At 54.8% G+C, this 26394-nt stretch carries 26 protein-coding genes; 8 read left to right on the forward strand and 18 right to left on the reverse strand.

Translation table 11 applies throughout. The features are described 5' to 3' along the window. Positions 1–1956, reverse strand: coding sequence for an ABC-three component system protein (locus CKW22_RS18590; protein ID WP_095064625.1), 1956 nt, complete (start codon positions 1954–1956; stop codon positions 1–3). 637 nt (positions 1957–2593) lie between these two features. Between CKW22_RS18590 and CKW22_RS18595 the strand changes: the two genes are divergently transcribed. Then, positions 2594–3193: a hypothetical protein gene (locus CKW22_RS18595; protein ID WP_095064626.1), complete on the forward strand. Its 600-nt coding sequence runs from the start codon at positions 2594–2596 to the stop codon at positions 3191–3193. A gap of 422 nt (positions 3194–3615) precedes the next feature. Here CKW22_RS18595 and CKW22_RS18600 read toward each other — a convergent pair whose 3' ends face one another. The 4 genes from CKW22_RS18600 to CKW22_RS18615 all read right to left on the reverse strand — a co-directional run bounded on the left by CKW22_RS18600 (position 3616) and on the right by CKW22_RS18615 (position 7320). Beyond that, positions 3616–4422 (reverse strand): methyl-accepting chemotaxis protein, encoded by an 807-nt coding sequence (locus CKW22_RS18600; protein WP_095064628.1) that lies wholly within the window; start codon positions 4420–4422, stop codon positions 3616–3618. Positions 4423–4582: 160 nt separating this feature from the next. Continuing rightward, entirely contained in the window at positions 4583–4792 is a 210-nt protein-coding gene (locus tag CKW22_RS18605; RefSeq protein WP_095064630.1) for a hypothetical protein, read from the reverse strand. Between the two features lie 138 nt (positions 4793–4930). Further along, a complete protein-coding gene (locus CKW22_RS18610) occupies positions 4931–6043 on the reverse strand; it encodes an FAD-dependent monooxygenase (protein WP_095064632.1) in 1113 nt (370 codons plus the stop codon). Between the two features lie 278 nt (positions 6044–6321). After that, positions 6322–7320 (reverse strand): fumarylacetoacetate hydrolase family protein, encoded by a 999-nt coding sequence (locus tag CKW22_RS18615; protein ID WP_095064634.1) that lies wholly within the window; start codon positions 7318–7320, stop codon positions 6322–6324. A gap of 384 nt (positions 7321–7704) precedes the next feature. Between CKW22_RS18615 and CKW22_RS18620 the strand changes: the two genes are divergently transcribed. From CKW22_RS18620 to CKW22_RS18630, 3 genes are read left to right on the forward strand one after another with little or no spacing between them, the layout of a single operon-like run. After that, a complete protein-coding gene (locus CKW22_RS18620; protein ID WP_095064636.1) occupies positions 7705–8712 on the forward strand; it encodes an ornithine cyclodeaminase family protein in 1008 nt (335 codons plus the stop codon). 43 nt (positions 8713–8755) lie between these two features. Further along, on the forward strand, positions 8756–9766 hold the full coding sequence (locus tag CKW22_RS18625; protein WP_095064638.1) for a dihydrodipicolinate synthase family protein: 1011 nt from the start codon (positions 8756–8758) through the stop codon (positions 9764–9766). Positions 9767–9792: 26 nt separating this feature from the next. Beyond that, positions 9793–11250 (forward strand): NAD-dependent succinate-semialdehyde dehydrogenase, encoded by a 1458-nt coding sequence (locus CKW22_RS18630; RefSeq protein ID WP_271910701.1) that lies wholly within the window; start codon positions 9793–9795, stop codon positions 11248–11250. Positions 11251–11529: 279 nt separating this feature from the next. On the opposite strand, the gene CKW22_RS18635 is transcribed toward CKW22_RS18630, so the two are convergent. From CKW22_RS18635 to CKW22_RS18650, 4 genes are all read right to left on the reverse strand, one after another. Beyond that, positions 11530–12237, reverse strand: a complete 708-nt coding sequence (locus CKW22_RS18635; protein WP_095064796.1) for a FadR/GntR family transcriptional regulator — start codon at positions 12235–12237, stop codon at positions 11530–11532. A gap of 455 nt (positions 12238–12692) precedes the next feature. Then, positions 12693–13595 (reverse strand): transporter, encoded by a 903-nt coding sequence (locus CKW22_RS18640; protein ID WP_095064643.1) that lies wholly within the window; start codon positions 13593–13595, stop codon positions 12693–12695. A 104-nt stretch (positions 13596–13699) separates the two neighbouring features. Further along, complete coding sequence (locus CKW22_RS28180; protein WP_095064645.1) at positions 13700–14035, reverse strand: Rieske 2Fe-2S domain-containing protein; 336 nt, start codon at positions 14033–14035, stop codon at positions 13700–13702. A gap of 25 nt (positions 14036–14060) precedes the next feature. Continuing rightward, positions 14061–14993 carry a VOC family protein gene (locus tag CKW22_RS18650; protein WP_095064647.1) on the reverse strand — a complete coding sequence of 311 codons (933 nt, stop codon included), beginning with the start codon at positions 14991–14993 and terminating at the stop codon, positions 14061–14063. Between the two features lie 423 nt (positions 14994–15416). Here CKW22_RS18650 and CKW22_RS18655 point away from each other — a divergent pair, with 423 nt between their 5' ends. Further along, positions 15417–16022: a TetR/AcrR family transcriptional regulator gene (locus CKW22_RS18655; protein WP_095064649.1), complete on the forward strand. Its 606-nt coding sequence runs from the start codon at positions 15417–15419 to the stop codon at positions 16020–16022. A 51-nt stretch (positions 16023–16073) separates the two neighbouring features. On the opposite strand, the gene CKW22_RS18660 is transcribed toward CKW22_RS18655, so the two are convergent. From CKW22_RS18660 to CKW22_RS18690, 7 genes are all read right to left on the reverse strand, one after another. After that, positions 16074–17000, reverse strand: coding sequence for a 3-keto-5-aminohexanoate cleavage protein (locus CKW22_RS18660; RefSeq protein ID WP_095064651.1), 927 nt, complete (start codon positions 16998–17000; stop codon positions 16074–16076). After that, the gene (locus CKW22_RS18665; RefSeq protein ID WP_095064653.1) at positions 16997–17536 is read right to left on the reverse strand and encodes a cupin domain-containing protein; all 540 of its coding nucleotides are present in this window, start codon (positions 17534–17536) and stop codon (positions 16997–16999) included. Before CKW22_RS18665 ends, CKW22_RS18660 begins: the two co-directional genes overlap by 4 nt. 33 nt (positions 17537–17569) lie before the next feature. Continuing rightward, positions 17570–18049: a PaaI family thioesterase gene (locus tag CKW22_RS18670; RefSeq protein ID WP_095064656.1), complete on the reverse strand. Its 480-nt coding sequence runs from the start codon at positions 18047–18049 to the stop codon at positions 17570–17572. Between the two features lie 8 nt (positions 18050–18057). Continuing rightward, positions 18058–19047, reverse strand: a complete 990-nt coding sequence (locus CKW22_RS18675) for a fumarylacetoacetate hydrolase family protein (RefSeq protein WP_095064658.1) — start codon at positions 19045–19047, stop codon at positions 18058–18060. 21 nt (positions 19048–19068) lie between these two features. After that, positions 19069–19905, reverse strand: coding sequence for an ABC transporter substrate-binding protein (locus CKW22_RS18680; protein ID WP_095064660.1), 837 nt, complete (start codon positions 19903–19905; stop codon positions 19069–19071). 232 nt (positions 19906–20137) lie between these two features. Then, a complete protein-coding gene (locus tag CKW22_RS18685; protein WP_095064662.1) occupies positions 20138–21073 on the reverse strand; it encodes a p-hydroxyphenylacetate 3-hydroxylase reductase component in 936 nt (311 codons plus the stop codon). Between the two features lie 60 nt (positions 21074–21133). After that, complete coding sequence (locus tag CKW22_RS18690) at positions 21134–22303, reverse strand: p-hydroxyphenylacetate 3-hydroxylase oxygenase component (protein ID WP_095064664.1); 1170 nt, start codon at positions 22301–22303, stop codon at positions 21134–21136. 333 nt (positions 22304–22636) lie between these two features. On the opposite strand from CKW22_RS18690, the gene CKW22_RS27940 reads away from it, so the two are divergent. Together CKW22_RS27940 and CKW22_RS27945 are read left to right on the forward strand one after the other, a co-directional pair. Next, the gene (locus CKW22_RS27940) at positions 22637–22915 is read left to right on the forward strand and encodes an MFS transporter (RefSeq protein WP_256577318.1); all 279 of its coding nucleotides are present in this window, start codon (positions 22637–22639) and stop codon (positions 22913–22915) included. 23 nt (positions 22916–22938) lie between these two features. Next, entirely contained in the window at positions 22939–23388 is a 450-nt protein-coding gene (locus CKW22_RS27945) for an MFS transporter (protein WP_256577324.1), read from the forward strand. Here CKW22_RS27945 and CKW22_RS18700 read toward each other — a convergent pair. Both CKW22_RS18700 and CKW22_RS18705 read right to left on the reverse strand, forming a co-directional pair. Further along, entirely contained in the window at positions 23303–24268 is a 966-nt protein-coding gene (locus tag CKW22_RS18700) for a PDR/VanB family oxidoreductase (protein ID WP_095064666.1), read from the reverse strand. The two genes, CKW22_RS27945 and CKW22_RS18700, sit on opposite strands and share 86 nt — an antisense overlap. A 69-nt stretch (positions 24269–24337) precedes the next feature. Further along, a complete protein-coding gene (locus CKW22_RS18705) occupies positions 24338–25585 on the reverse strand; it encodes a Rieske 2Fe-2S domain-containing protein (protein WP_160015200.1) in 1248 nt (415 codons plus the stop codon). A 229-nt stretch (positions 25586–25814) separates the two neighbouring features. Between CKW22_RS18705 and CKW22_RS18710 the strand changes: the two genes are divergently transcribed. Further along, on the forward strand, positions 25815–26390 hold the full coding sequence (locus tag CKW22_RS18710) for a MarR family winged helix-turn-helix transcriptional regulator (RefSeq protein WP_095064670.1): 576 nt from the start codon (positions 25815–25817) through the stop codon (positions 26388–26390). Positions 26391–26394 lie beyond the last annotated feature (4 nt).

The following is a 26394-nucleotide window of genomic DNA, read 5'->3' on the forward strand; positions in this document are numbered from 1 at the left end:
TCAGTATCCTTTCCCGCAGGCTTCAACGGCTTGTTCACGCGATATCCGCCAGTCGTCCCATTGCTTTTGTACATAGGCACTCAGCGAGGCGAGCGTCCCAAACTGCATGTGTCGGTAAATTTCGAAACGGGTGAACGTCAGCCGAGGCTGGCGCTCGGCGGCCATGCTATGCCCTACGGCCAGGTCGTCAGCCATGCTTGAATCAGACATGCTGGTTGCTGAAGCCTCTAATCCTGCCAGGATGACCACCGAGGAGGTCGAGTTACCAATCACCTCACGCAAGCTGCCATCAATCAGACGCCGAGGGCCATAGTTATCGGCGGCTCCGCCAGACCAATGGCGGACTGCGATGCTCAGCACATCGCCGATCTCTGGAATGGAGCGCCAATCGCCATCATCTTTCCCAAGGCCGACGCATACCAACAAGAGGATGATGACCGCGGTCTCCATGAGGTTCACAGTACGAGGGCCGATGCGAAGAGCATGCTTGGGTTCAAGTCCCTCTGTTTTGGGATACATCAGCTGCTCGAAAAGTTTTTGGCGGCTGAGCTTGTCTGCCGATAATTCCGTGCGCCAACGCTGCCATTTGGATTCCATGGCATCGAGCAGCTGGGAATCTCTGATTTTGCCCAGTCGTCTCTCAATACAGCTCTGCAATTGCAGCCACACGACATCATCCATGGCGTCGTACAAAGCACCTGATTCAGCTCGGGCGTCGACGTGCGATGGTAGATCCCGCCCAAGGGCGCACGAGAGCGCTTGAGAATTGGCATGCCACGACAGGGCGTCCAGATCGTCTTCTTCGATCCCCAAGGTACTTCCCAATTCCTGGCTAGCCCCCTGACGCCACTGTGGCTCACCAAGAAGCATGCAGTGAGTGCCGGTGTTCAGGTGAAGGGCTAAGCGTAAAATGGCTGAGGGTAGGGCGATCGTCCCGGGAACAGGTGCCGTGTAACCTGCGTGGACATGCAACTTTCTATTGAGCGAGCCGTCTGCCCAATGGTGAAGTACTACCTGATTCGCGGGATGACCGGTGGAGGCTGTTGCCTCGCCGTCCAGATCGTGGGTGCCGGCGACATTCCATCCCTGACCAGGCGATGGGGTGGCCAGATACTGCGTCCAGGTCTGGGAGCCGGATCGACGCATCTTGTGTAAATGCTTCGCAGCGTGATGACAGCTGATTGCGTTGGTGTCAGTCGTGCTCTCGGAAATGTAGTCCATCAGCATACTGAGCGTGGATTTGGCGTCCGTGAAATGCCTGTCGAGCGACGCCTGTGCTGAAGACTCAAGTGTAGTTTCAAGACCGATGCAGTCGATTTTCAGAATCTTCATTCTCTCGACGATGTGTGCCCAGTCCCTGAAACCGCACCACGTTGTGAGCCAGGTGTAAACGAGCTGGGTCGGGCCGTCATTGCGCTGCTCCAATGCTGCTAGATTGACACCATCCTTCGTGCAGAGATCCCAGAGATCGCGAAAGTAGTTAATGGTAATCAGCTCTTTTTGAATCCTCCCTTTGATCACCACCTCTGGCCCAGGCAGCGTCAACGTGAAAGTACGTTTTGACGGCTTTACGCCAGGAGGTGGCAACTGCAACGTAGCCAGGCTGATCATCACCTTCTCAAGTTCTGATTCGGGCTGCTCGTCATCGTCCGACTCCGCGTCAGGGTCAGGTTCTTTCTTCTCGGTCTTGCGGGGCTTCACCGTTGAGTAATAGCCTTTGTCGACGGCTTTTTTACTGAAGCAACTGGCTTGCCGCTTGATCTGCAGGTGTTCCCAGTGCTCCTCCGAGTGCTCGATGACCACATCGTCCCACTGAGGGATACCGCCTTGCTCAGCGCCAATGCGCAACGGGGCAGGCTGCCCGCCCAGGAACTTATCCAGCATGTCCGAGAGACGTTCAGCAATCACCAGTTTCTCGAAGCGGCCTTTTTGCTCAAGCCGGAACCTTCTTATCATCTTGAATCCTTTCGCGCGTGTCGGTGCCCGGGGCACCCATGGCAGGTGGCCATATACTAGCGAGACCGATTCATGTAAGGAACCGGTACCGGTGCTGATGCGGGGGAGGGGGCTGAGCGCCGTCGGCGCAGCGATGAGACCCTTTGCCTGCCTCTTGAGGACTGCTAAGGCGAGAATGAACCTGGCACAGGAGATGCCCAAGTCTCAAAAATGGTAGCATCTCTGATTGAGCGACAGATTGGTTCACACTGCTCATGTCTCAGCGGGAGAGATTAGAGAGCTGCTAAATTGGTTTGTTTCTAATCAAACCGCAACGCGGGGAAGGGTGACGACCTCGCTTGAGTCATGAGTAATACATAACTCAACTAAATGAATATTTAGCATAGTTATTACTTTTTGCCATAACATGAGGGCAGGGTAGTCAGCGCCCTTATGATACGCGCACATCGTCACTATTCCTTTTCATCTACGAAGCCTGTATGTTCGGTGTCAGGCTTTGATGGCAGCCTGCCCGCTTGCACTGGCGAAGTTAATACCCATCGTTTCAACCCCCGTCCTATATCGCATTTTTCCTAAAGATGCGCCGGGTCGATGAGCAAGCAGTTTTCCCCTTGAGCGCGCGTAAAGGAGAAGTGCCATGTCCTACGACACCATCAGTCTCATCAAGCAGCAGGCTAAAGCTCTTTCCAAGACGCAAGGAGTCTCGCTGTCATCAGCTCAAGAGCTTTTCGCTCGTAAAGCGAAATTCTCTAATTTTCATGACCTTACCACTGTAGCCACGCGTAACCCTGATGATCCTCGGCTTGTCTGTGCCGCCTTTGGTGTCAGCGATCTCAAGGACGCCATTTGGGAAGATGATCTGCCGTCTCAGCTTGACGATTTACTGGAGGACGCAACCTCTGAAGCTCGGGCCGACATGAATGCATCTGACTTTCGAGTGACCTCCTTGAAAATCACCAGCGCTGATTACGATCCAGCTCTAGGAAAGCTCGTCCTGGATGGTTCTTTCGTTTATGGAGGCCAACAGGATCTCGACAGGATGTATCACGGCACCGCCTTTCACATGAATGCCAGGTTCAACCTGATTCGTCGTTTCGACAGTTGGTCTTTCGATGAAAACACTCCGTACGAGATCGTTGACAGCATCACCGACAGCGACCTTGATCGCGAGCATGAGCTGGAGTACCAGTACGAGCAGTACCTGGCCGAGAAAGCCGCTCAGGCTAAACGGGAATGATATAGCCGTTGAAAGGTACAACGGGTGTTGCTACTAGCAACACCTGGTACCGGCCGAGCAGATCGATTTTTTCGCGTCCGCGAAAATTGTACTGCGATCTGGCTTCCAATCTGGCCAACACACGCCCCGGCAGCTCCATACGAAGGTGCGCATAATGCATATTATGTTAAATGGTGTGTCTGGAGGTGCGCTTTACCGGTGTCAGGATCCCGTAAAAATGATAAATGCCCCTTAATTTGTCTCCGCAGCGGCTACACAGCCTGATTGCTTACTATCGAATGGAGCAAATCATGCCAAGAAGAGCGAAATTGGGTTACCTGGCAGAGTCCAAGCTTGTAGTCCGCCATTCGTGACATCCTGTCACTGGAACCTGGCGAGCCAATCCCTGCAACGGATCACGAGATCGAGCTTTTCAGCAAGATCTACTGCCTGATGAGTACCTGTAATCGGAAATGGCTGACTACTTTGAGCTCATGTGCAGAGGCCGCAATACGAATGGATGACTTTGTAATCGCCTCGATGACATTTCGCAGGCCGTCCTGCATGAGCTTTAGCGAACTGAGCACCTGAGCAGGCTCGTCTCGGCCTAACGCGTTAATCTCCCCGCGCAGTCTCCCTCGGGCAACCCGTTCAACTACCTGCACTGCATGCCCTAGCGGCAGCACAATGCTCTTGGTGTAAAAGATCGCCAAACCTACCGTGACCGAAAGAGCAATCAGTACGGCAGCATTGAACTTCATGAGTGCTTCAGTCGCCATCCCAAGCTGCGTTCCATAGTCAATGATTGCCCCCTTCAGCGTTGAGGAAGCCGAGGCGAGATCACCGGAGGCAATGGGGCCGACAATTTTCTCCTGCTCAGATGTATAGATCTTGTCAGCCTTCTCGAACTGATCGAATACACTTCGTTCTCCCACGCTCTCCAGGCCGGCATCGACCTGCATCTTAAGCGACTGAACCTCTCCTACTAGAGCCTTCAGCTGGCGAAGGCCGCCCTCCCTTGCCGCGGGGTCCTCCATCGAAGCCAGATGAGCAAGAAAAACATGATTCCTAAGTTGTGCTGTAACTAGGTTGCTGAGGTTAACTATATTGGGAAGCCACTTTTCATTGATGAGTGCCGACTGCGTCGTCATCCTTTCCATTTTCTGGAGAGCGACTAAGAGAAAAACAATGAGTGCGATGGCGCCAAAACCAAACGCCGAACGTGGCGCCAACCTCATATTTCGGAACATACCGCCCTCCCCTACAAACTAGAGGCTGTAAAAAAACGCCTGACGAAGACCGTACAGGCGCGTAAGGAAAGAATGGAGCACAAATAGTTGCGTCAAAGTCATTCTTACTGAATAGGCGAGCGTAATCACTTCAGAAAAGTCTGAACGCGTACCCCATCGATTAAGAGGCCTGCTTCTTAAGCACAATAAAAACGCCTATGAAGCCGCTGACTAATCCGCTGAAGAAGCCACTCATGCCATTGCCGATGGAATGATCAACTAGAGTGAGCGGGAAGGGAGCAAAGTAGTACGCAATTAAGAAGGCCACGACTGCTGAAACTACGCCACCAATGAGGCCAGCCCTCGCAGATTCTTTCAAGGCAAAATTCATAGCAGTTCCTTTGTTTTTATTGTCGGACGTGCATTAATAAGGTACTTCCTCACGAGAGGAAGATCATTGGCTTAAGCATTACTGGTCTCGACTCGCCGTATCCAGACGAATCGAGTACTCTTCGCGGCCGTTAAGGGATTAGATGGGATTTCCCAGGTACTGATAGGTCTGCAGGAGCAGCCCAGCAGATTTCTCTCGGTTACCCAGCGCGTCTTCCTGTTCATTCCTGCATAGCTGAAGCGATGCATCGCAGATCGTCTTGCAACGCTCATATCGACGATTGGAGTACATCTCAACTGCAGCCTTTGCTGTCGAAGTGGCCGCGATGCTCTCTGCGAGTACAACAGCGTCTTCGATGGCCATGCCACCACCAGATGTCATGTGGGGCGTGGGCGCATGAGCAGCGTCGCCAAGCAGAATCACACGACTGCGATGCCAAGGCGCAGGCACCAGTGTGATATCCAGTGGGCGGAAAATAATCTGTTTAGCATCGGTCACAAATTCGAGCGACTCGCGGATTGCCGGAGCGGTGTATTCCATCAACCGATCCCGAATAAGGTGGTGAGCCTCTCCTTCCGGAATCCGCAGAGGCTCTTGGCTGTTTTCGAGATAGAAAATGTAGCAGCTCTCTTGCGACGTTGGGAACGATCCGACGGTATGGCCAGTAGGCGTCCGGTAAAGGCAGAAGGCATCGATTTCTGCCGGCCTGGGCGCGTTAAAACGCCAGACACTTTGCCCCGCGAATCGGGGGCTGCAGTCTGTGCCAAACAGCTGATCACGGAGCTTCGAGTAAACACCGTCGGCCGCGACCACCAAATCGTAAGTAGCCTCGCGGCCGTCCGAGAATCGAACGTCAACGCCGTCCTCACGATTGACAAGATTCTCTACAGTCAAACCGCGATCGATAATGGCGCCGGCGCGCTCGGCAGCACCCTCCAGGATGCGCGCCAGTTCGGGGCGGCGAATCCCGCAGCTGGGAGGGGCGGGGTTGGTTAGTAAAAGCTCGCCTGCGGAGTTGAACTGGCGAAATTTGTCGAATCGATAGCCACTATCTAGGCAGGGCTCAGCGAGACCGAGACCGTTAAGAGCACGCATCGCATTGTGAAGCATGCATATTCCAGAGCCGGCCATCGGGGCTTCGGGCTTGATATCGATGCAGTGAACATCAACACCAATCCTGCGAAGCGCAAAAGCTGCTGTAGCGCCACCGATTCCGCTGCCCACGATCAGGACGCGTTTAATTGCATTCATTTCTTGTCTCCTCTCCGCTTCTTTGGCGGGTGGTATCTGCCATAGCAGGTGCAGTCGCCTGCGCGCACAAGCGCTCTGCGCGAGGCTGATCAATTTTGCGCCTCTTACTGATCGGCGCAGGTTCCTCGCCGCGGATATTTGCGGCTTGGAATCTGCGCCCGTCTGATCTGCTTGGATGCTGCACTATCTTTCCCAAGCAGGTCTAGTCACCTTCCGACGCTCAAACCACGAGGTTTGAAATCTTCATAGGCGGAAATTAACAGCTGTACATCTGATACCTACATGAACGGCTTGCGAGGCTCTGGCCACCAGGACTCTTGCGGGCGCTGCCCAATGCGGTTACGCAGCACACCGACACCGCCCACTTCCAGCTCGACCACATCACCAGGGTTCAGACTACGGCCCAGCTCGAATGCCGAGCCGTCACCCATGGTGCCGGAACCGATGACATCGCCGGGCTGGATGTGGTCGCCGATCGAAACATAGGCAATCAACTCTTCTGGAGTCCAGAGCATCTCGGACGAATCACCTTCGCCCCAAGTCTCGCCATTAACGCGCACGGACATCTTGATGTCGCTCAAGTTTGAGAACTCATCAATCGTGGTGATCCACGGGCCGATGCCATAAGCGAAATCCTTACTCTTCGTCGGACCCATGCCGATTGCGAACTCGTTGGCCTGGAGATCGCGAGCGCTGAAATCGTTGAAGATAGTCACGCCGAACAGATGGGAAAGAGCAGTGTCCGGAGTAAGGTTGTTGGCGCGGCTACCAATCACCCAACCGAGCTCCAGCTCGTAATCGATACGCTGGCCGCGTGCAGGCCAAGGTACTTCAGCATCGTGACCGATGACGGTCCAAGGCGAACCCTTGAAGTAACCAGGGATTTCCAGCAGGGCCGGTTGCGGAGTTACATTCATCCGCTCATGAAACTGGCGGATGTGCTTGGTAAAGGTGAGTCCGTCCCGGACAACTGAAGGATCGCAGGCAGCGCCCCACTTCAGACCATCCATGGCCAGCGATGCATCAGCGCCGTTTTTCTCCGCAGCTTCGGCGGCAGTCTCCAAGAACTGCTGCCCAAGAGCGATCGCAGCAGACATGCTTTCAGGGAAAACCGTAGATGCATAGCGAAGAGCCGCTTCGCGGGTAGCGCCCCTTGCTTGAAGGCGCAGCGCTTCAGCTGCACGCAGATCGATAACCCTGTTCTGCTCTGGCAAAACCATGCAGATACGCTGTACAGGACCATCCAGTCCTTCAACTACAAATCGACCTAGCTTCATCACTTTCTCCCGAGGGGTGGCTGTTCTTTCGATACCAAACTATACGTATCGTTTCACAAGTGCAACCACTCGGATCGACTTTTGAAAAACTAGCTAATGGATCTCTTTAATTAGCCTTGCCTGATGAAAATATTTTAGATACGCTCCGTTTCGTTATGGCGAAATCATCCCCTGCCTGGTACCGCAGGAGGGGCTTAACTGAGCTGTCATGCACATCGGAAGGCCACACGACCAGAAGCCTCCAGTTGCCTCACGAGGCAACCTAGCTGGCTGCAGATTTAGGGAGCTGTGTAGCTAGAGGCGTCTCTGCAGCGGACATGTTGCCGAGGCTGGGCCGCCCTGCTCTTGCTCACCCCGTAACCGCTGCGTTTTGGAATCAACCACATGACCGTCAATTTCAAAAACCCTGTCTTCATCTCCAGCGACACCGCACGGGCTGTCTTTCGCTGGGAAGATGCAATTGCCGCTCTCCAAAAAGCATACGCCCACTCTATCCCCGCGAAGGCGACACCGCCTCGCACGGTAGCGGTGCTTGAAAAAACCTGGCTGCGCAATCTCCCCGCTATTCCGCCTGGCAGCCGTTGCTACGGCGCCAAGCTGATGGGGTCGAACATGGGGGGCGACGCGCCTCCAGGTATCGAATACGTCATCGTCCTGTTTGATCGGACCACCAACCGGATTGCAGCTTTCGTAGACGGCAACCTGGTGACGGGCTTCCGTACCGCCTCCACCTCGGCCGCAGCCCTGGATCGGCTTGCCCCCAAGGGTCATGCTCGGCTGGCAGTACTCGGTAGCGGCCTGGAAGCAGCGATGCATACCCGCGCATTTGCAAGTGTCCGCGAGCTCACCGAGGTCACCGTATATAGCCCGACTCCCGAGCGTCGAACGGCATTCGCCGAGGCGGTGACGGCAGATACCGGCGTACCTGCCAAAGGTGTGGCATCTGCCAAGGAGGCAGTGGAAGGAGCAGACATCGTACTGACCGCGGCACGCTCTCGTGGCGAGGAGCCGATCCTGTTTGCAGAGTGGCTGAAACCTGGCGCAACGGTTGTCTCGATTGGCTCGACCATTCCTGAACAGCGCGAAATTGACGTTTCGGTCGTTGAGCGCAGCGACATCATCATCTGCGACACACTGGAAGAAGTGCTTGAGGAGACTGGGGACATGCTGGCTGCCAAGGCAGCGGGTATCGAGTTCCATAACAAGGCATTCAGCCTGGCCGATCTCATGAGTGGCGCGTGCGCTGATGCCCTGGCGAAATCTCGCGCACCGATGTTCAAGTCCGTAGGCGGCGGCTTGCAGGATATCGTCGTCGCTGAGCTGATTCTCACCAAAGCCATCGAAGCAGGCCTAGCCACCCCGCTCCCAATCGAATTCGAAACCAAGAGCTGAACGATTTTTTATCCAATAGCATCATCCATAGAGGAAAATGAACATGGCCAATTACAACAAAAAGGACGCCCGTGAGTGGGCACGTGAACACCTGCTCGGCGTGGCCAACGTCACCATTCCGACGATGACCTCCGACTTCAAACGCATCAACGAAAAAGCTGTGCGCCATGACGTCGAACTGGCGATCAAGCATGGCTTTGTGGGCACGCTGTCGTGCTCTGAGGTTGCGATCACTCAGGATCAGTACTTCGAATTCTGCCAGATCATGGCCGACCAGGCCGCAGGCCGGATGATCGTGGTCCACCAAGCTGTATTTAACACCCTCGAAGAAAACATCGAAGCGGTGAAGCGTGCCGAAGCTGCAGGCGCCGACTTGGTCTTGCTGGGCTACCCGCCTTACTTCTACCCGAAAGATTACGAAGAAGTCTTCCAATACACAAAGGCGGTCTGTGACGCGACCAATCTGGGCGTAATCATCTTCCCGCTACCGGCTTGGGGCTTCAGCCGACTGCATCCCGCAGACATCCCGAATTCTGTTCTGCGTCGTATGGTTGACGAAATACCTAACGTTGTCGCGATCAAGGCCGAAGGCGGTCTGCCCTACATAATGTCTGCCATTGAGGTGCATCGTGAGTTCCACGAGGAAGTCGTGATCTCGTCTCCTCTGGAATACGAATATGTACCCCTGGCCCAGGTCATGGATATTCCTTTCTGTGGGACCAACTACTCCGCCTACTACGGCCCGCTCTTGCCACAGATCCACAAGCTGATCCGTGCCGGCAACTACGATGAAGCCACCCAGCTTTGGTACAAGATGGACCCGGCCCGCAAGGCTTTCGCCAGCCTGCCGATGGCAGCCAACGGCCTGCTAAACCGTATGATGTGGAAGTACCAAGGTTGGCTCCAGGGCTACAACGGCGGTCCCCTGCCCCACCCGACTCAGCGTGTATACCAGCGAGACATGGCGATGCTGCGCAAAGGCCTCGAGGCCGCTGGCCTCAACCCAACCCGCGACGCAGACGAAGCCTTCTTCGTCGGCCGTAATCCTGTTTGAGGCCTACCATGTCCAGTGCGAATAATCTGCAATTGAAAGACCCTGACCTGCTGCGTGAAGCCATGCTGATTGATGGCCAATGGGTTCAAGCCGAAAACGGCCAAACCATCGAGGTCCGCAACCCTGCCACCGGCGAGCTGGTAGCTCGTGTTCCCAACGGTGGCGAGCGCGAAACTCAGCGTGCAGTAGCAGCCGCAGAGCGCGCCATGAAAAGCTGGCGCAAAACCCTGCCAAAGGAACGCTCCAAGGTTCTGCGCAAACTCTTCGATCTGATGCTTGAAAATATCGACGACCTGGCAATCATCATGACTGCCGAACAGGGTAAACCCCTGGTTGAGTCGCGCGGCGAAATCCTATACGCCGCTGGCTTCATTGAATGGTTCGCGGAGGAAGCAAAGCGTATTTACGGCGACATCATTCCGCACAACGTTGAAGGCCGTCAGATCCTCGTGCAGAAGGCCCCGATCGGGGTGTTCGCAGCTATCACTCCTTGGAACTTCCCATCTGCGATGATCACCCGCAAAGCCGGACCGGGTTGGGCTGTTGGCTGCGCCGGCGTGATCAAGCCGGCCAGCCAAACGCCACTGTCTGCGCTGGCACTGGCAGTACTTGCGGAGCGTGCAGGTCTGCCAGCAGGCGTCTGCAACGTCGTGACCGGTTCAGCCCGAGCAATCGGCGGCGAGTTAACTTCCAATCCGACCGTGCGCAAGCTGTCCTTCACCGGCTCGACCGAGGTCGGTGCGCAACTGCTAGCTCAATGTGCACCAACCATCAAGAAGACCAGCATGGAGCTGGGCGGCAACGCTCCGTTCATTGTCTTCGATGATGCTGATGTGGACGCAGCTGTGAAGGGTGCCATTGCAGCCAAATACCGCAACACTGGACAGGCCTGCGTTGCTGCCAACCGGATGCTGGTTCAGTCGGGGATCTACGATACGTTCGCACAGAAGCTCGCTGAGGCTACTGCAGCTCTGAAGGTTGGCAACGGTATGGACGAAGGCGTGGTTCTTGGCCCGCTGATCAATGAAGAGGCGGTCAAAAAAGTCGAAGAGCATATTGCTGACGCGGTAGAAAAAGGCGCCCGGGTAGCAACCGGCGGTAAGCGGCACACCTTGGGTGGGAGCTACTTCGAGCCGACCGTTCTCACCAATGTCCCGAACGAAGCGTTGATCTTCAGCGATGAAACCTTCGGGCCGGTAGCGCCCTTGTTCCGCTTTGAGTCCGAGGAAGAAGCGATAGCCATGGCAAACGACACTCCGTTCGGCCTGGCCGCTTATCTCTACGCGCGGGATGTGGGCAGGATTTTCCGCGTTGTGGATCACCTCGAGTTCGGCATGGTAGGTGTGAACGAAGGGATGATTTCTACTGAAGTTGCGCCGTTTGGCGGCGTGAAAAACTCCGGCCTCGGTCGTGAAGGTTCCAAGTATGGCGTGGAAGACTACCTGGAAATCAAATACGTCGCTCTTGGCGGCCTGAATCAGTAACCGCAGACTTCACTAGTACTCGGCAGCCAGAGGTGGCTGCCGAGTACACTCCTCGCCTATCCCCCGCTACGCACTGAAGCACTGGCATCGCCAATCGTTCCATAACCGCACTTCTTCCTACAACATAGCGCGTATGACACCGTCCGCATCATTGATGCAGGCTACACTGCTGCAGCATCTTGGGCCGACTGTGTATCCCCTGTGCGCGGCCGTGGAGTAACAGTTCGAGCATTCATGACTAGAACTCGGTTACATTACGATCCGCCGCGTCCCTTTCAGCTAGCCAAAAAGCGACTTGCTGCGAATCAAGTGTAAATACATCGCCACTCTCGCGCCCTCAAGGTCACGACGGGCAATAGCAGAGTAAATAGCTTCATGCTCATACTGCAAACGGTGGGTATAACTTGCTTGATCTCCACGCGCTACAGCGGCTGAGTTGATGCGTGAGCGCGGGATAATGCCACCGCCCAGACTCTGGACAATATCTGCGAAATACCGATTGCCGCTGGCTTGGGCAATGCACAAATGAAATCGAAAATCCGCCGACGCCGCGGCTTTACCATGCGTAGATTTATCGTTGAGCTCGTCCAGTGTGCTACGCATCTCTGCGAGCTGCGCATCGCTGCGCCGGTGCGCAGCTAAACCGGCTGATTCAACTTCCAGGGCTATACGCAGCTCCAGCACATCCAGTACACCCCGAATGGTCTTGATGGCGAATACATCGATCTGCAGTGCGCCTATCGAAGGCCCCAGTATAAACGTGCCGATACCATGCCGTGTCTCTACAAGTCCAGCCGCATTCAACCCAGAGATCGCCTCCCGAACGACGGTGCGGCTAAGACCTTGCTCGGCCATGAGTTGCGACTCAGTCGGGAGTCTGTCTCCATGACTGAGTTGGCCAGTGCGTATGCGCTCACTTAATACTGCCATCAGTTGCTGAGCCAAACTGCGCTTGACCTTGAAGTTTTCCGGAGCTTGATGTTGCATAAATATAATTCCGGCCGCCAAAAAATGGAGAATGGGTATTAATAAGATCATCTTGCAACTGATTGTCTGGACAATATCCGGGAGTGAGCTGCCCTATAAACTACTAACAGCACGAGACCTCCGCAGAACTTAAAGAAATGCGACAGGAAGGCGTAAATCCAGAAACTTGTAGGTGCTGACTGCGCAGCGGCCCTACGGCACAATCACGCCTCCACGCGCAAGGTTCCCCAGCTCACGGGCGAGGTCCTGCTTCAGCTCTAACAAGCTTAGTAAGGACTGTGAGCGAGGCGGTTCGCAAGTCTAGGTCAGAGGGGGGGAAGCCTACACTACCGCGCGATCAGTGCTTTGGCGAACCGAAGGTGCGCTGCAAAGTCCGGTATAGAAGGAGCAAGGTTGGATGCCTGGTACTCTCCGCTTCAAAACGCCCAGCCTTTCGGGCTGGGCGTGTGAGCACATCAGTACTTCAGAAAGCCATTGAGCATGATCGTGTCACCTCCCGAAGTATTGCGGGCATAGACGTCGTTCTGGTACGCGGCGACTAAACCCCACTCACGAGTTCCATAGCCAATCTGCGGTCCGATCTTGGTGCTGCGGCTACGGTTACCAATATCATGGCCGTTAGACTGGTCGTCGGTCAGCTGAGTAGAAATGTATCCACCGACACCTGCTAACCAGTTCTGGGACACTCGATAGTTTAGGCCATAGTCTGCCACCAGCTGAACACCCGACTGGTAGTTTGTATCATTATTCTCCCAGCTGTAGTTCAGGCTGATCTTCGAGCTGAGCTCGACGCGATCCATTGGCAACCAGGTAAAAGCATAACCCATGTACAAGGCGCGGGTATTGTTACCTGCATTGATGAGGGCGTGCTCGTCGTACTTTCCCCACGGCGCAATCAGCTCAATATCAATGTTATGCAGGTAAGTTGCAGACATCCAGCTGACCAAGAATCCAAACATCGGATCGCCCATGCCGCTGACAGAGTCCCGCTCGAATGGCCCCAGCGCCGGGATATTGATATGACCTTTTACGTAAGGCAGTGCGGCCTGCACAGAGATATCACCACCCAGAAACTTTGGGCCGTCCAGCGTGTGAACAACCCGAATGGCGTGGGCGTGAATACGCCCCTTAGCCTTCGGAAAGACTTTATTACCTTCATTATTTCGAATCGAATTAATATCGATCAGCTTGTTGTAGGTGTAGAAGGTTGTTTCACCGGGCGCTCCCACTGCACCACTCATTACAGTTACCGTACCTGCTGGGTAGCTAGAAGTCCCCCCCTCCAGAGCATAAACATGCGAGGACAGCAAAAAACCGAAGCAGCAGGTAGCCGCTCGCAAAGCACAGGTATTATTCATGGCGAGACTCCGTCTTTTTTTGTTTTAATTAGAAATGAGTCACCCGGAAAGTAGAGCCCCACCCCGCCATTTATTGGAATAAGGCAGCAGGCACGGAAACTACTCTAGGCGTTTACTACAAAAATATTACCATCCTTGTCTACGGCCACTGACAGGGCGGTGAGTTTGCTTCCCACGCAGGGGCCGTGAATACAAACACCGGTATCAACCTCGAACAATGCGCCGTGCCCGTGACAGACGATATACTTCGATGCTCCATCCAGGTATTGGTCCTTCCTCAGGGGCAGCGTTGCCCCCGGCCAGTGCGGGCAAGAGTTCCGATATCCATATATCTTCCCAGACTTGTTTACTAGGAAGATATCGTCCTTGCCAAACGGCGAATATCGGAACCCTATAGAAGCTCCAGGCAATACATCATCGATATGGCAGATTCTTTCCATAGCGACTTTCCCGAATCAACGTCAGTTAACGGGGGGCGCCGCCCGGGGCCCACTGCTCGCGCCAATGGAACAGGAAGACCTGGGAGTTATCCATGATCCCTGGAGCAATGCGAGGCTCCCAGCTGTCATCATGCTGATCCATATCCGCGTCGTATTCGATATGGCAGCCCATCGGGGTATTGAAGTACCAGAACCAGTTGGAGCCAAAACGGTGGCGGCCAGGGCCCCAGAAAGTTTCGTACCCCTTGTTGACCAGCGCAGTACCAGCACTGAGAACCTCGGTCGGGCCACCCATGTGGAAGGTGAAATGCTCACATCCTTGAAGATGCGGCGGGGTCTGGATGAAGAACAGGGTGTGGTGTTCGAAGGTGCCTGCAGGACGCAGGAATGGGCCCATACCGACAAACTTGTCAGTCAGCTTGAAGCCGAGACGATTGGTGTAAAACGCCTCAGCCTTGTCGATATCGGGCACGAAGAACACAACGTGAGAGAGCGAACGCGGGCGTGCGTCGATGGGGGTGGCGACATCGGACGGAACGCCGGTTACGTTTGCGGGGCGGCGGGCATCGCCAGGAGCGTTGATAACTTCCGCGGGTAGATCGAGAGGTTTACGCACAGTGACCTGGAAGCCAAGCGCGAAGCCAAGATCGTCTACGAGCTCCAGTGAGCCATCAGCCAGGATTTTAACCTCGCGCTCACCTTCGAATTCTTGCTTGATTTGCTGCAGCACCGAGGCGTCTTTAACGCCGTAGACGGTCTTGCGCAGCATGTTGGCAGTCGGGAGGTCCCAGGCCGGCAAAGAAGGATCGTTACGCTGCCTTAGCTCAACGCCAGTGCCATCAAGGGCCTCGAAACGGCCGTTGCCCACAGGCGTCAGACCATAGTCAGTCAGAAACTGCTCACAGAGAGCAACATCATCCACACCAAAGACAAGCATATCTGGGCCAATAATGTTCATTCGTTTACCTTCTTATTATTCATCGTGCTGTCGGTTTGACCAGCAGGCCTGACGAAGCCAGCCAGCTCTTGATACATGACAGGCATGCGCTCTTGCGACCACCTGCCACCCTATTCTGCCAGCGCTTATCGCCGCCGGGCGCCCCCAGTCCAGACCACCGGACCGACCGGCGAATCAAGCTGAGTAAACCTGATTTGATTCTTGGGCTCGAAAACCAATCTATACGGCACGTATCGTTTTGTAAAGCCATTTGCTAGACTCCGCATTAAGAGACGGTTCCATCCAGGCCTTCGCTTTCAACCAGCAGGTTCACGGCGCTGCGGTAGCAATACCAAAGCGTAGACAATATACTGTCCGAATCGTATCGTAAGCATCTCCAAAGCGGATTGCACGAGCGTTTTAGCTAATTAACAGGATGCATGCATGCAGGTTAATAAGACCGCATCGAACGAAAAAACATCAGTCGGCCGCCCCCGCAGCGAGGCAACTCGACGTCAAATTCTTAGCGCGACCATCGGCCTACTCCAAGACAAATCCATTCAGGGCATCTCCATCGAGGCGATTGCACGCGAAGCTGGAGTAAGCAAGGCGACGATCTACCGTTGGTGGGACTCCAAGGCGCTTGTAGTTATCGACGCCTTTATGGAAAACCACCTGGTTAAGACAACGATTCCACGTGATCTTAAGCCGCGCGAAGCCCTGGCCTATCACTTCGAATCGCTGGTCGAGCAATACTCGGGTTGGCCCGGCCGCCTGGTCGCTCAGATTATTGCCGAAGGGCAATCAGACCCCTCGATCTTGCGGGCATTCCGCGAACGTTTCCACTACGGCCGTCGAGCAGTTGTGCGTGAAGTACTCGAAGAGTGGAAGGTGAGTGAAGAAATACCAGCAGATACCAACATCGAGATCCTCATGGATGTGATCTATGGTGCAGTCTACATGCGCCTTATGCTGGGCCATGCACCGCTTGATGAGGCTTTTGCCGAATCTCACATCGCTTACGTGTACCACCTGCTCGGCATCGACTGAACATCAAAAAACCGGCCACAGGGCCGGTTAGGAAGAAGATAACTATCGGACTTAGAACGCAGTGTTGTCTTTACCTTTGAGTGCCAGGATTTCACGCGCCTCCGCTGGAGTCGCGATTTCAATCCCAAGCCCCTCGAGGATCTCGCGGATTTTTTGCACCTGCGCTGCATTGGATACTGCGAGCTCTCCGCGGCCGATGTACAGGCTGTCCTCCAGACCTACGCGCACGTTGCCACCCAGAATAGCGCTGATGGTGGACAACGGAATCTGATCCTTCCCCGCCCCCAGCACAGACCAGTGATACTGATCGCCAAACAGGCGATCAGCGGTGCGCTTCTGGTGCAGGACATCCTCGATGTGGGAGCCAATAGCCCCACGCAAGCCAAAGATGGTTTGAATAAACAGCGGCGCCTTCACCAAGCCTTGATCAAGGAAGTACTTCAGGGTGTAGAGATGGCTGACGTCATAGCATTCGAACTCGAAACGGGTCCCTGCACCACCGATCGTCTTCAGGATCCACTCGATATCGGCATAGGTGTTCTTGAACACCAGGTCCTTGGTCGCCTCGAGATGCTGCACCTCCCAATCGTACCTCCACTCCCTATCTTTCTTGGCCATTTCGGAAAGATTGAGGTTGATAGACCCCATGTTCAGCGAGCACATCTCGGGCTGCAGATCGATACCAGCGGCGGCGCGCTCATTGATCGGCATGCCCGGACCACCACCTCCGGTGGAGATATTCACGATCGCATCGGTTTCACACTTGATACGGCCGACAAACTCACGAAACACCTGCGGACTGCCAGTAGGACGACCATCCTCAGGGTTACGCGCATGAAGATGGACAATGGCAGCACCGGCCTTAACCGCTTCAATCGCCTGCTCGGCAATCTCATCTGGAGTCACTGGCAGGTAAGGTGACATAGAGGGGGTATGTGCACCACCAGTGATAGCAGCGGTAATGATCGCCTTTTTCACAGTTCCTCTCCTTCATTGAGAGCCAAGAGCACAAACAGCATTCGGCAGTTTTTTCCCGACCTATTCGACCAGCTATGATTTGTGGCACGCTGGATTAGAACGTCGCCAGCCTTCATCAATGACTCACCTTGATCGAGCATTGCGTAGATCTCGCCCTCAAGCACTACGGCGTAGTCCAGCGATTCGGTTTTGTGAAACCAGAAGTGCCGCGGCTGCGCGTTATCACGCACGCCTTCCTTGTCGAGAAACTCGAGAAGCTTCTCTTTGTCGTACGACTCGTCTGGCGGGAAGTCCACGATCCGCAAAAGCGAACCGCCTTCAGAATGGAAGCCGAATTTGTGTCCTGCCGGCGCTGGCTCTGCGCCGACCGCACGGCCTTCTCCGGTAGCCCAGAGCACCTGAGCGACAGGTTTTCCGTGCTCGGCAACAACGTTTAGCGAATGGCCATCGCTGACGATGATCGATTCACCTTTTTCGTTGTGACCAGTGACAATTCGTCGAACTGCTGCGTAACCCAGGTTTGCCGGCTTAGTCATGTTTTCTCCACAGAAACGGGACGTTTCGTATAATTATTGGTTAAATTTTTTTCCGCCTGGATTTACATCCATGACCAAGAACGTTGCCGAGGCATTTGCTATCAATATGTTTCTCTCGACGTCATGCACTTCGCTTCTGGCGAATGCCACCTGTCGACCGACACGGTCGACATTACCGGTAACCTTTAGCCGCTTAGGTGTTGCTGCAGACTGCATATTCACAGCGATGCTAGTGGTCGCGCAGGTCTTTCCGAAAGGCAGCTTACTGAGGACTGCATAGGCCATTGCATAATCCAGCATGGTCATCAAAGTTCCACCGGAAACAACACCATTACCCTGAATGGCCTTAGGCGATACCATAAAACTGAATTCCAATTCACCTGGCGATCCGCTTACCAGTCGAGCACCGAGTTCCTTCAGTCCTTCCGTTGTTTCGATAGCAAAATCAAACGTTTGACCAGCGATAATTTTTTCAAGTAGTGCACGGTCGGGATTATCATTTAGCGTTTGCATGGTCTGCCTCAGTTCGCCCCTGCCACACACTTCTGGCGCTGATGCCCGAGACCCGATATTTCACCGACCATAACGTCACCTTCAGTGAGATAACGATTGTAATGGGTGCCATTACCGGCAGGAGAACCGGTACAGATAATGTCGCCGGGTAAGAGTTTTGCATACTTGGAGATGTATGCAATTTGCTTTTCAATATTAAAAAGCATATCTGCGCTCGTCTCGTCCTGCATGACCGCCCCGGAAACCGTGAGCTTCATAAGCAGATCATACGGATTGTCGATGAAACATTTAGGCACAACGTAAGGGCCCAAGGGCAGGAAACCTGGCTGCCCTTTCGAGCGGAACCAATCGGTCCCAAGCATTTTATAATCGGTTCGCGGGATCAGGTCGCGGGCAGAGATATCATTTACGATGGTATATCCAGCCACGTAATCCATTGCATCCGCTTCGCGGATGTTGTATCCCTCTTTGCCAATTACGACCGCCAATTCCAGCTCCCAGTCTGGCTTTTCAGTAGTTGGCGGCAAAACCAGATCGTCATAGGGGCCAGAAATTGCGGACACCGGCTTAGTGAATACGTACGGTTCGCCGCTCGCGACCCGATTGTCCATCATCTCCTCAGCCCACTGCTTAAGCTCTTTTTTGCTGAGCCCTTCTGGTCCGACATTGGCATCTACGGTCATATCGACTACGTGCTTTCGATAGTTTGCGCCCGTGCAGAATATTTGCCTGGGAAGATCTACAGCCGGGTGAAACTCAAGATCGCTCTCATCGTACCACTGGGTAGTATCAATTTTTTCTACCAGTACGTTAAGTGCCTGGAAAGCAGTGGGCCATGAATCTAGAAGAGCGAGTACACTTTTCCCGGCAAGCTCAGGCTTGCCGTAAACTTCTGCCAGCTTGGAAATCGGAGCAATCTTACGATCCACCACAAGGCCAGCAAACTTCTCAGCACCTGCACCTCGAATGGAGAACGTACCTAATGCGAACTTTTTCATACCCACTCCAAAATTAATATATCAGTCTAGGGATACAACTTGATCGTAGCTAGCATCCGAACCGATCAATCCAAGCAGCCGCCGATGTTCAATTAGCAGATTTACACCACGCTCATCGGGTGTAAGCGATACCGGGATCGCGAGGATCATTGCATTAACAGCTTCATCAGGGAGCCCTTGGCCCGAAAGACTTTCCTGGAGCCTTTCCAGATTCTCGGGAAGCTGAGCGAGGGTCTCGGAAAGGTTGTTTAACCAAAGCCGTATGCCTGGATTCAAGGACAGCGATGACTTTCTGACGACCAGTCCCTGACCAGGGAACTCGGGGTAATACGCCTGCACCTCAGCAATTTTATGCATCCCTTCCTTGATTGCGAGCGTGTCGAACGGCGGGCCAAGGAGCGTGGCATCGCCCTCCCCGTTTACCAATGACACATAGCGTTCTTTCACACCCCCCACCGGGGCAAGCGTGTAATCAGGTAGATCCAGGCCTGCTTGATTCAGCATGGCTCTGAGAGCAATGACGAACCCATTTTCAGGAGCATCAACCAGAATTTTTGCGCCACCGAGATCGCTGACGCTTTTGATGCGAGGGGAGGTAACGATGGAAAGTGGCGTCGTGGTCTCTAGCTGAGCAACTATGACGAAGTCTTTGGGGCCAGGCCGATGATTCCAGTGGAAGACGTTGTCCATCGAAGTCACAACGGCATCTACGCTGCCGTCCGAGAGCGCAGCAAACTGCTCATCGGAAGACTGGGTACGGCTTGTCTCAACTGACAATCCCGCGCACTCTTTCCAAGAGGCGGCAATTGCGATCGCGGGGGGCACGAACCACATCACACTGAGCCTACGATTGGTCATTTTTTCTTCTCGTTTTTGTGGTGTCCAAATATAATACTGTACGTATCGTATTGTCAAATGAGCTTGATACGAGCTTCTACATCGGAAAGGCTATAAAATTCAATAGGTAATGACAGAGACTGCTCACTGCCTGAAGCCGCAGATTAGGCATTCCTGGCGCACTTTCGTCGGAACGAAAAAAAGGGAGGCGGCCGCTGGCCCCTCCCTTCTGGCACTTCTACCGATCCCCGGATTAGCCGCTGGCGATCAGGCTGCACAGCACGGATTTAAAGCCTTCAATCTGCTCAGGAGCAAATCGGGCGAAGATTTGCGCTTGCTGCTCTTCGGCAATACTCCACAATGTTTCTGCCTGGTCGTGACCCGCGGCGGTCAAAGAGCAATCGTCTTCATTCCTACGTACCAAACCCTTGCGCTCCAGAATCGCTCGAGCCTCCTCAATCTCCCGCAAAGGCATCGCCACCAGCTGTTGAAGCGCAACAGTACTAAGACTGGCGTCTTTCTCCATGACCATCAGCATGCGCGCCTCGCTGGTACGCAGGCCGTTTGCCAGCTGGCGAGGCTGATACTCAGCCTGATAACAGCGAACAGCCTGGGTCATGAGGTAGTAAAGGTTGTGATTAAGGCGCCCTTGGAACGCTGTTGGAGGCAAACCTGCTTGCGCTTCACGCAGCCTTGGATGTGGAAGAACACTGGAGTACACACCCTGGTGATAAAGCAGAGGTGCCCTTCCCAAGTCGTCAAACGCCACAACCCGACCGATCAAGATCCAATGATCCCCGCCATCCACGCGCTGATGCATCTCACACTGAAAACGCGCAGCACAGTCTGGCAGAAGCGGAGCTCCGCCGGCCCCCTCTTCGCAATCGACTCCGGCGAATTTATCGGCACTTTGGCGAGCAAACTGGTTGGACAGGTCGATCTGATCTGCGGCCAGAATATTTACTGCGTTATGGCTAGCGCGGTTAAACACGTCAAGGCTGTTGGCACGCTTGTCGATGCTCCAAAGCACCAAGGGCGGATCCAGAGAGACTGAGTTAAAACTGTTGGCGGTCATGCCGACACGCTCCGTACCGGCCGCCGCAGTCATTACTGAGACGCCGGTGGCGAAGTTACCCAGCGGACGTCGAAAGGCACGCGGGTCCAGGCCCACTTCGTTGTTCTTATTCATGGCAGATTCCTTCATGCCGGCGAGGCCGGCGAGCTAGCAAGGTTCAAGAGAGGTTGATCGTCAGGCTAAGGTCGGATCGGGCTCCAGGCCCATCAACTCTCGTCCGAGAATCTGTGCACAAACGTCATAGTCGGTGTACGCATGAGCACCGGTCATGTGTGAGTCACGGAACAGCCTCTGCACCTCATTGCTCTCAAACCAAGACGTACCACCTGCAGCCTCAAACAGTCGATCGACAGCCTGGATGCACATCTTGACGGCGTAGGCCTGATTGGTACGCCAGAAGGCCAGCGTTTCTCGGCTCGGGTAGTGATGACGCTCGCCGTGGTCGGCATGCTCTTGCCACCCCTTTTCGAGGAAAGCTCTTGCCGCAGCGACCTGATGCGTCGACTCAGCTAGGCGCATCAGTGCGGGCGTGGCAGCACCAACGCTGGCACCGGTATAGGCACGAACGCGGTTGCGCGTTTTTTCCCTAAATGCCTCGAGCATTCGCTCTGCAATGCCCAAACTGATTGCCGAGAAGCCACTTGCAAAATAAGGCCGGTACGGCGTGTAGTAAATCTTGCTGTAGGGGTAAAGTCCGAAGCCTGCGGAGTTTCCTTCCATCATGTCTTTTGCTGCCTGAATGCGATGATTGGGAACGAAAGCGTCCTTCACGATCAGCGTCTTTGTGCCACTCCCCTTCATACCAGCCGCGTACCAATCATCTCTGATCTCGTAGTCGCTGCGAGGCAGCGCAGCGAAGCAATAAAGCTCTTCACCTGCAGCATTGCGGCGGCGGAAGCCCATGATCGCCCACTCAGCATGATCGCTGCCGCTACTCCATCCCATTTCCCCACTGAACAGATCCCCCCCCTCCACCTCCAGGGTTTTGCCGAACGGTGCAATGCTGCTGCTCGCCGTTGCATCGGAGTTCTCGCCCCATACCTCGTCTTGAAGCTGCTTGGAGTACATCGCCAGTTGGTGGCTATGAGTACACAAAAGGCTGAAAGCCCAAGCGGTACTGGCACATGCCCCCGCCAATGCGACAACACAGTCCGCGAACTCAGGGAGAGAAATCTCCATACCACCGTAGCAATGCGGCTGGAAGGCCCTGTGCATCCCAATACCCTTCAGGAGAGTGATATTTTCTGCGGGGACCATTCGCTCCCTCTCCGCTCGCTCGGCGTTGGCCGCGATGGCAGGAAGGATCGATTTGAGATCTTCAAGAAGAGAGTTTGGTGCTTTCATTTCGGCGACCCTTGATTGTTATTGGTGGCTTGCCTTGAGGCCGGCGTTGTGACGCAAGACGGCCAGCATATGCACATGAAGCTCTCGCGATCAGTAAGAGAGGTGCGGTTATTATGGAACCGTGTCGCCACCAACTTGAATGCAACTTCCGAGCACTCGATTGTACTTTTCACGACCCTTTCGATGCTCGTGAGGCAGTACGAAGCGATGCCGCGTCAAGTTCCATGGGGACTTGGTTAACATGTAAACCCTGTAGTGGCTTTTCCGCTATCATTGCGCTTTCTCTGTTCGAGCGAGTGAGCGATGCTTGCGTCCTTTGGTTAGCCAAAGCGCTTGAGGGCTCTTCGGCATCGCAATGTCAGCCTGTATTTCGCAGGCCACTCGGTATCAACCCTAGGAACCTGGATCCAACAGGTTGCCCTGGCATGGCTGATAAACCGCTTGACCGACTCTGCTGCGCTTCTAGGGAAAACCAGTTGCCTTGCCCTACTGCCTCAACTTTTCATAGGCCCAGTCGCCGGCGCCTGGATCGATCGCCACGATAAGCTTCGATTACTGCTTGTCACGCAACGTCTCATGGCAGCGCAGGCTGCGATACGGCGACCTGAATGATCACCGCAGCGATGATCGTCGCCATGTCCGCACTCCTAGGCGTGCTGAGCGCCTTCGACACGCCGCTGCGTCAGTCACTGCTCAGCAACTTTGTTGGCGATCGGGGTGATCTACCTAACGCCTTGGCACTGAACGCGACCTTGTATACTTGCTCGCGGTTCGTTGGCCCGCTACTGGCTGGTTTACTGCTCGAATACACCAGCGATAGTGTCTGCTTTTCGCTTAATGCGCTGTCGTACCTAGCCCTTGTGGCGACCCTTTTGAGAGCTCGGACAGAACCGACCGCGCGCCGTCCGCAAAAATTACGCGGACACCACCGCCCTTACAGCCGGATTTTGGAAGGTGACCGGGTCGGACGCTTACGCATCAATCTGCTGAAGTACGGGATTAAAGGTCCAACACAAGTCGGGGCGACTTGCTCCCGGAGCAGCAGACAAACATTGTCTTATTGCTCGAGCGCTCATACTCACTAAGGATCGAGTCACGATGGTCTGGCTGCCCCTCAAGCACTTGGACCTCACACGCGCCGCAGATCCCTTCGCGGCACGAGTTCATCACCTCCACCCCAGCCTGACCCAGAGCATCCAGGACGCTCTGCCCCTCGACAACACTGACAGTCTTGCCGGAGCGAGCAAGATGAACCTCGAAGCCGCCTCCAGTGCTGGCTTCCTGCAGCGGCACAAAACTCTCGTAATGGACCCGCTCGGAAGGAACTGCCTTCGATGCCTCTAGATACGAGTTCAGCATCCCGGAAGGACCGCAACAGTAGAAGTGAGTATCGTCGTCACCAGTGCTCAAGAGCGAGCTGATCGTGCTGACAGTCTCGTCCACGGACTGAGCGAAATGCAGGTGCACCTCACCGTACTTGAAAGAGCTCTCGAGCCGATCCAACAGCGCTGCGTTTTCACGCCCCCGCGCAAAGTAGTGCAGCTCCCAATTGATGGCTAAGTTTTCCAGGCGCTGAGCCATCGACCAGATCGGTGTAATACCGATGCCGCCAGCCAATAGAATCGCCTTGCCACCCCCTTCGTAGAGCTCAAAGCAATTTTTGGGCGCACTGACTTTGATCTGATCACCGCAGTGCAGCTTCTCGTGAATCAGCCTGGAACCACCTCGACTCTTCGGATCCTTGGCAACGGCGATCACGTAGCGATTCTTGTCGCCTTGGGAGTTCAGAAGCGAATAGCTTCTGAGTGGCGCACCTTCAATGATCAGGTCGATGTGCGCCCCTGCTGAAAACGGCGGTAGTTCGGCGCCTGCCTCGGGTAAAGGCAAAAACTCATAGGAGAGAATATCGTGAGCTTCATGGACGACAGATTTAACGTAAACAGAGAAGGAATTCTGGGAACTCATGACAGCAATCACCACGCTTCTGGAGCAAAACCGAGCGCCAGCAATCTCTGGCGCTTATGTGGGCAAGCGTTATTCAAAGCGCTCGCAGCGCTCCTGCTGTTTCTGATTAGTGAAGTTCTGGATGTTCGTACCGACCGGGATCATCTCAGCTAAAGCACGCAGAGCGCGGTAGTCACTAGCATCTGCCTGTACACAATCCTCACCAGCATCAGACTGGCGGATTCGTTCCATCAGCTCGCGGCGCAACCGAACGATCGCAAGGTCGCCGCTACCTAGGAACTCACGCGTGCGGTCAACAATCGGAATGCTCTCTGCCACCGCATAGTCTTCAAATATCACGCCGGGCACACCGCTCCAGGTTTTCCCTGCACGCATGGCTTCGCGGTCTTGGCCGTAGTTCGGCAGCCCCTGACGCGAACCAGCGAAGTTGTCGTCCGACTCATCAGTGCCGAGCAAAGCGAAGTCGGGCAGGTTGCTGTCGATGTCCTGGCGCGCATCCCAGTAGACGTACCACTGGAGGCTGCGGGTGTTGTTGACCGGAACCACGATGATGAGGAACCCTGCTTCGGCATCGGTCGTGCCGATAAACGCCGAGGCCGGTGCAACGTACTCGGTGACGCGCAGGTAGTCTTTCTCACCACCAGTGGTCCGCAACGAATACGAACGAAGTCCGTAGGGACGCTGTTCGAGCGTGTACTTGGGAGTGTCGTTTCCGGTGACGAGCTGCAGGCCGGCCTGCGGCAGGTTCGCATCGGCGGTCGTATCGTGATGCAGAAGCCCAATGTGCGCGGAGTCCATCAGCGTCTCCAGGTTCTGCAGCCAATTAGCCTCATTATAAGAGGCTCGCGGGCGGGCATTCTGGCGACTCAAGTGGGTGAACGCGAAGTCAGAGAATTTCGGCGGCTCACCATCCCCCAGGTATACCCAAACGATCCCGCCGCCTTCGCGTACCGCGAACCCCTGCCCCTTCACCTTCTGGCAGAAGCTCTGATCTTTCTCGGTAGGCATGCGGGTGCAGTTGCCGTCCGCGTCGAAACTCCAGCCATGGAAGATGCAGGTCAGGCGATTGTTCTCGTTTCGACCAAGCGCGAGGGACACGCCACGGTGCGGGCAAGCTTCATAGAGAAAGCCCACTTTCCCATCGTGCCCACGAAAGGCGACGTACTTTTCGCACAGCAACTCTACGCGCTGCGGATCGCCTCCCGCAGCCAGCGCTTCGCTGCGCAGTGCTGGAATCCAGTGGCGTTTCCAATACCGATTTAGCGACGTCCCAGGGGTCACGTCGGTCAGGAGGCGGTTCTGTTCTGCAGTAAGCATAGGAATTTTCCTTGTTTTTATGGCGGGCCACGGCTCGATCATGCTCAGTTAATCTTAACGCTTATTCTTCTTAGCGGTTAAGATAATACAAAGCTATCCAGCGCTAATCTTACTGTCAAGCTTATTTGTTAGCATGTTAACCACCGAAACAGTACTGCAATCCCTTAGCAGTGCTTGTATCTGCCAGCCGTGAGGTATGATCGGCTGATCCATAGTCCTGGAATCGACCATGAACGAGCTGTTCTCACCAACCGCAAGCCCCGAAGCTATCGCTCAAGCATGGATGAGGGAAAGGCCGGACCTAGACCACACCGGCCTCTCCGTCGCGCTGCGAGTCAGGAGTCTGTCCATGCTCATCGATCAGAGTCTGTCCGAAATTGCAGCGAGCCTTGGGCTAGATCACAAGGAACTGATTCTGCTCTTCGCTCTTAGACGTAGCGGCAAGCCTTACTGCATGAGGCCTACTGATGTGTTCCGGCTGCTGAAGGTGACCTCTGGCGCCGCAACCTATCGCGTCGACAAGATGGTTGAGAAAGGTGTTGTTGATCGAGTGGCCGACCATCTGGATCGTCGGAGCCAGTTGATCCGGCTCACGAAGAAGGGCAAAACAGCGATCGACTCCGCAGCAACTCAGCTGGCAGCAACCAGTACCGCAGGCCTCGGGGAGTTGCGGGGCGATACCGCGCGGCTTCAGCAACTGCACGAGTTGCTGCGATCCCTGGAAGAAGGTTGGCTCAAGCTAACGCCACCGGGACAGAACCCCTTGGTGCATCAGAAGATCTCCGCAGACGACGCAGCAGACTGAAGGT

This window comes from Pseudomonas sp. Irchel s3f19, from assembly GCF_900187555.1.
GTDB lineage: Bacteria > Pseudomonadota > Gammaproteobacteria > Pseudomonadales > Pseudomonadaceae > Aquipseudomonas > Aquipseudomonas capeferrum.

Excerpts from the sequence above, each read along its gene's own strand:
- CKW22_RS18615 (WP_095064634.1), bottom strand. The coding sequence starts at position 7,320 with ATGAAGCTAGGTCGATTTGTAGTTGAAGGACTGGATGGTCCTGTACAG.
- CKW22_RS18640 (WP_095064643.1), bottom strand. The coding sequence starts at position 13,595 with ATGAATAATACCTGTGCTTTGCGAGCGGCTACCTGCTGCTTCGGTTTT.
- CKW22_RS18620 (WP_095064636.1), top strand. The coding sequence starts at position 7,705 with ATGACCGTCAATTTCAAAAACCCTGTCTTCATCTCCAGCGACACCGCA.
- CKW22_RS18610 (WP_095064632.1), bottom strand. The coding sequence starts at position 6,043 with ATGAATGCAATTAAACGCGTCCTGATCGTGGGCAGCGGAATCGGTGGC.
- CKW22_RS18600 (WP_095064628.1), bottom strand. The coding sequence starts at position 4,422 with ATGTTCCGAAATATGAGGTTGGCGCCACGTTCGGCGTTTGGTTTTGGC.
- CKW22_RS18705 (WP_160015200.1), bottom strand. The coding sequence starts at position 25,585 with ATGCTTACTGCAGAACAGAACCGCCTCCTGACCGACGTGACCCCTGGG.
- CKW22_RS18680 (WP_095064660.1), bottom strand. The coding sequence starts at position 19,905 with ATGACCAATCGTAGGCTCAGTGTGATGTGGTTCGTGCCCCCCGCGATC.
- CKW22_RS28180 (WP_095064645.1), bottom strand. The coding sequence starts at position 14,035 with ATGGAAAGAATCTGCCATATCGATGATGTATTGCCTGGAGCTTCTATA.
- CKW22_RS27945 (WP_256577324.1), top strand. The coding sequence starts at position 22,939 with ATGTCCGCACTCCTAGGCGTGCTGAGCGCCTTCGACACGCCGCTGCGT.
- CKW22_RS18690 (WP_095064664.1), bottom strand. The coding sequence starts at position 22,303 with ATGAAAGCACCAAACTCTCTTCTTGAAGATCTCAAATCGATCCTTCCT.
- CKW22_RS18710 (WP_095064670.1), top strand. The coding sequence starts at position 25,815 with ATGAACGAGCTGTTCTCACCAACCGCAAGCCCCGAAGCTATCGCTCAA.
- CKW22_RS18670 (WP_095064656.1), bottom strand. The coding sequence starts at position 18,049 with ATGCAAACGCTAAATGATAATCCCGACCGTGCACTACTTGAAAAAATT.
- CKW22_RS18625 (WP_095064638.1), top strand. The coding sequence starts at position 8,756 with ATGGCCAATTACAACAAAAAGGACGCCCGTGAGTGGGCACGTGAACAC.
- CKW22_RS18700 (WP_095064666.1), bottom strand. The coding sequence starts at position 24,268 with ATGAGTTCCCAGAATTCCTTCTCTGTTTACGTTAAATCTGTCGTCCAT.
- CKW22_RS18605 (WP_095064630.1), bottom strand. The coding sequence starts at position 4,792 with ATGAATTTTGCCTTGAAAGAATCTGCGAGGGCTGGCCTCATTGGTGGC.
- CKW22_RS18675 (WP_095064658.1), bottom strand. The coding sequence starts at position 19,047 with ATGAAAAAGTTCGCATTAGGTACGTTCTCCATTCGAGGTGCAGGTGCT.
- CKW22_RS18650 (WP_095064647.1), bottom strand. The coding sequence starts at position 14,993 with ATGAACATTATTGGCCCAGATATGCTTGTCTTTGGTGTGGATGATGTT.
- CKW22_RS18635 (WP_095064796.1), bottom strand. The coding sequence starts at position 12,237 with ATGCAACATCAAGCTCCGGAAAACTTCAAGGTCAAGCGCAGTTTGGCT.
- CKW22_RS18655 (WP_095064649.1), top strand. The coding sequence starts at position 15,417 with ATGCAGGTTAATAAGACCGCATCGAACGAAAAAACATCAGTCGGCCGC.
- CKW22_RS18590 (WP_095064625.1), bottom strand. The coding sequence starts at position 1,956 with ATGATAAGAAGGTTCCGGCTTGAGCAAAAAGGCCGCTTCGAGAAACTG.
- CKW22_RS18595 (WP_095064626.1), top strand. The coding sequence starts at position 2,594 with ATGTCCTACGACACCATCAGTCTCATCAAGCAGCAGGCTAAAGCTCTT.
- CKW22_RS18665 (WP_095064653.1), bottom strand. The coding sequence starts at position 17,536 with ATGACTAAGCCGGCAAACCTGGGTTACGCAGCAGTTCGACGAATTGTC.
- CKW22_RS18685 (WP_095064662.1), bottom strand. The coding sequence starts at position 21,073 with ATGAATAAGAACAACGAAGTGGGCCTGGACCCGCGTGCCTTTCGACGT.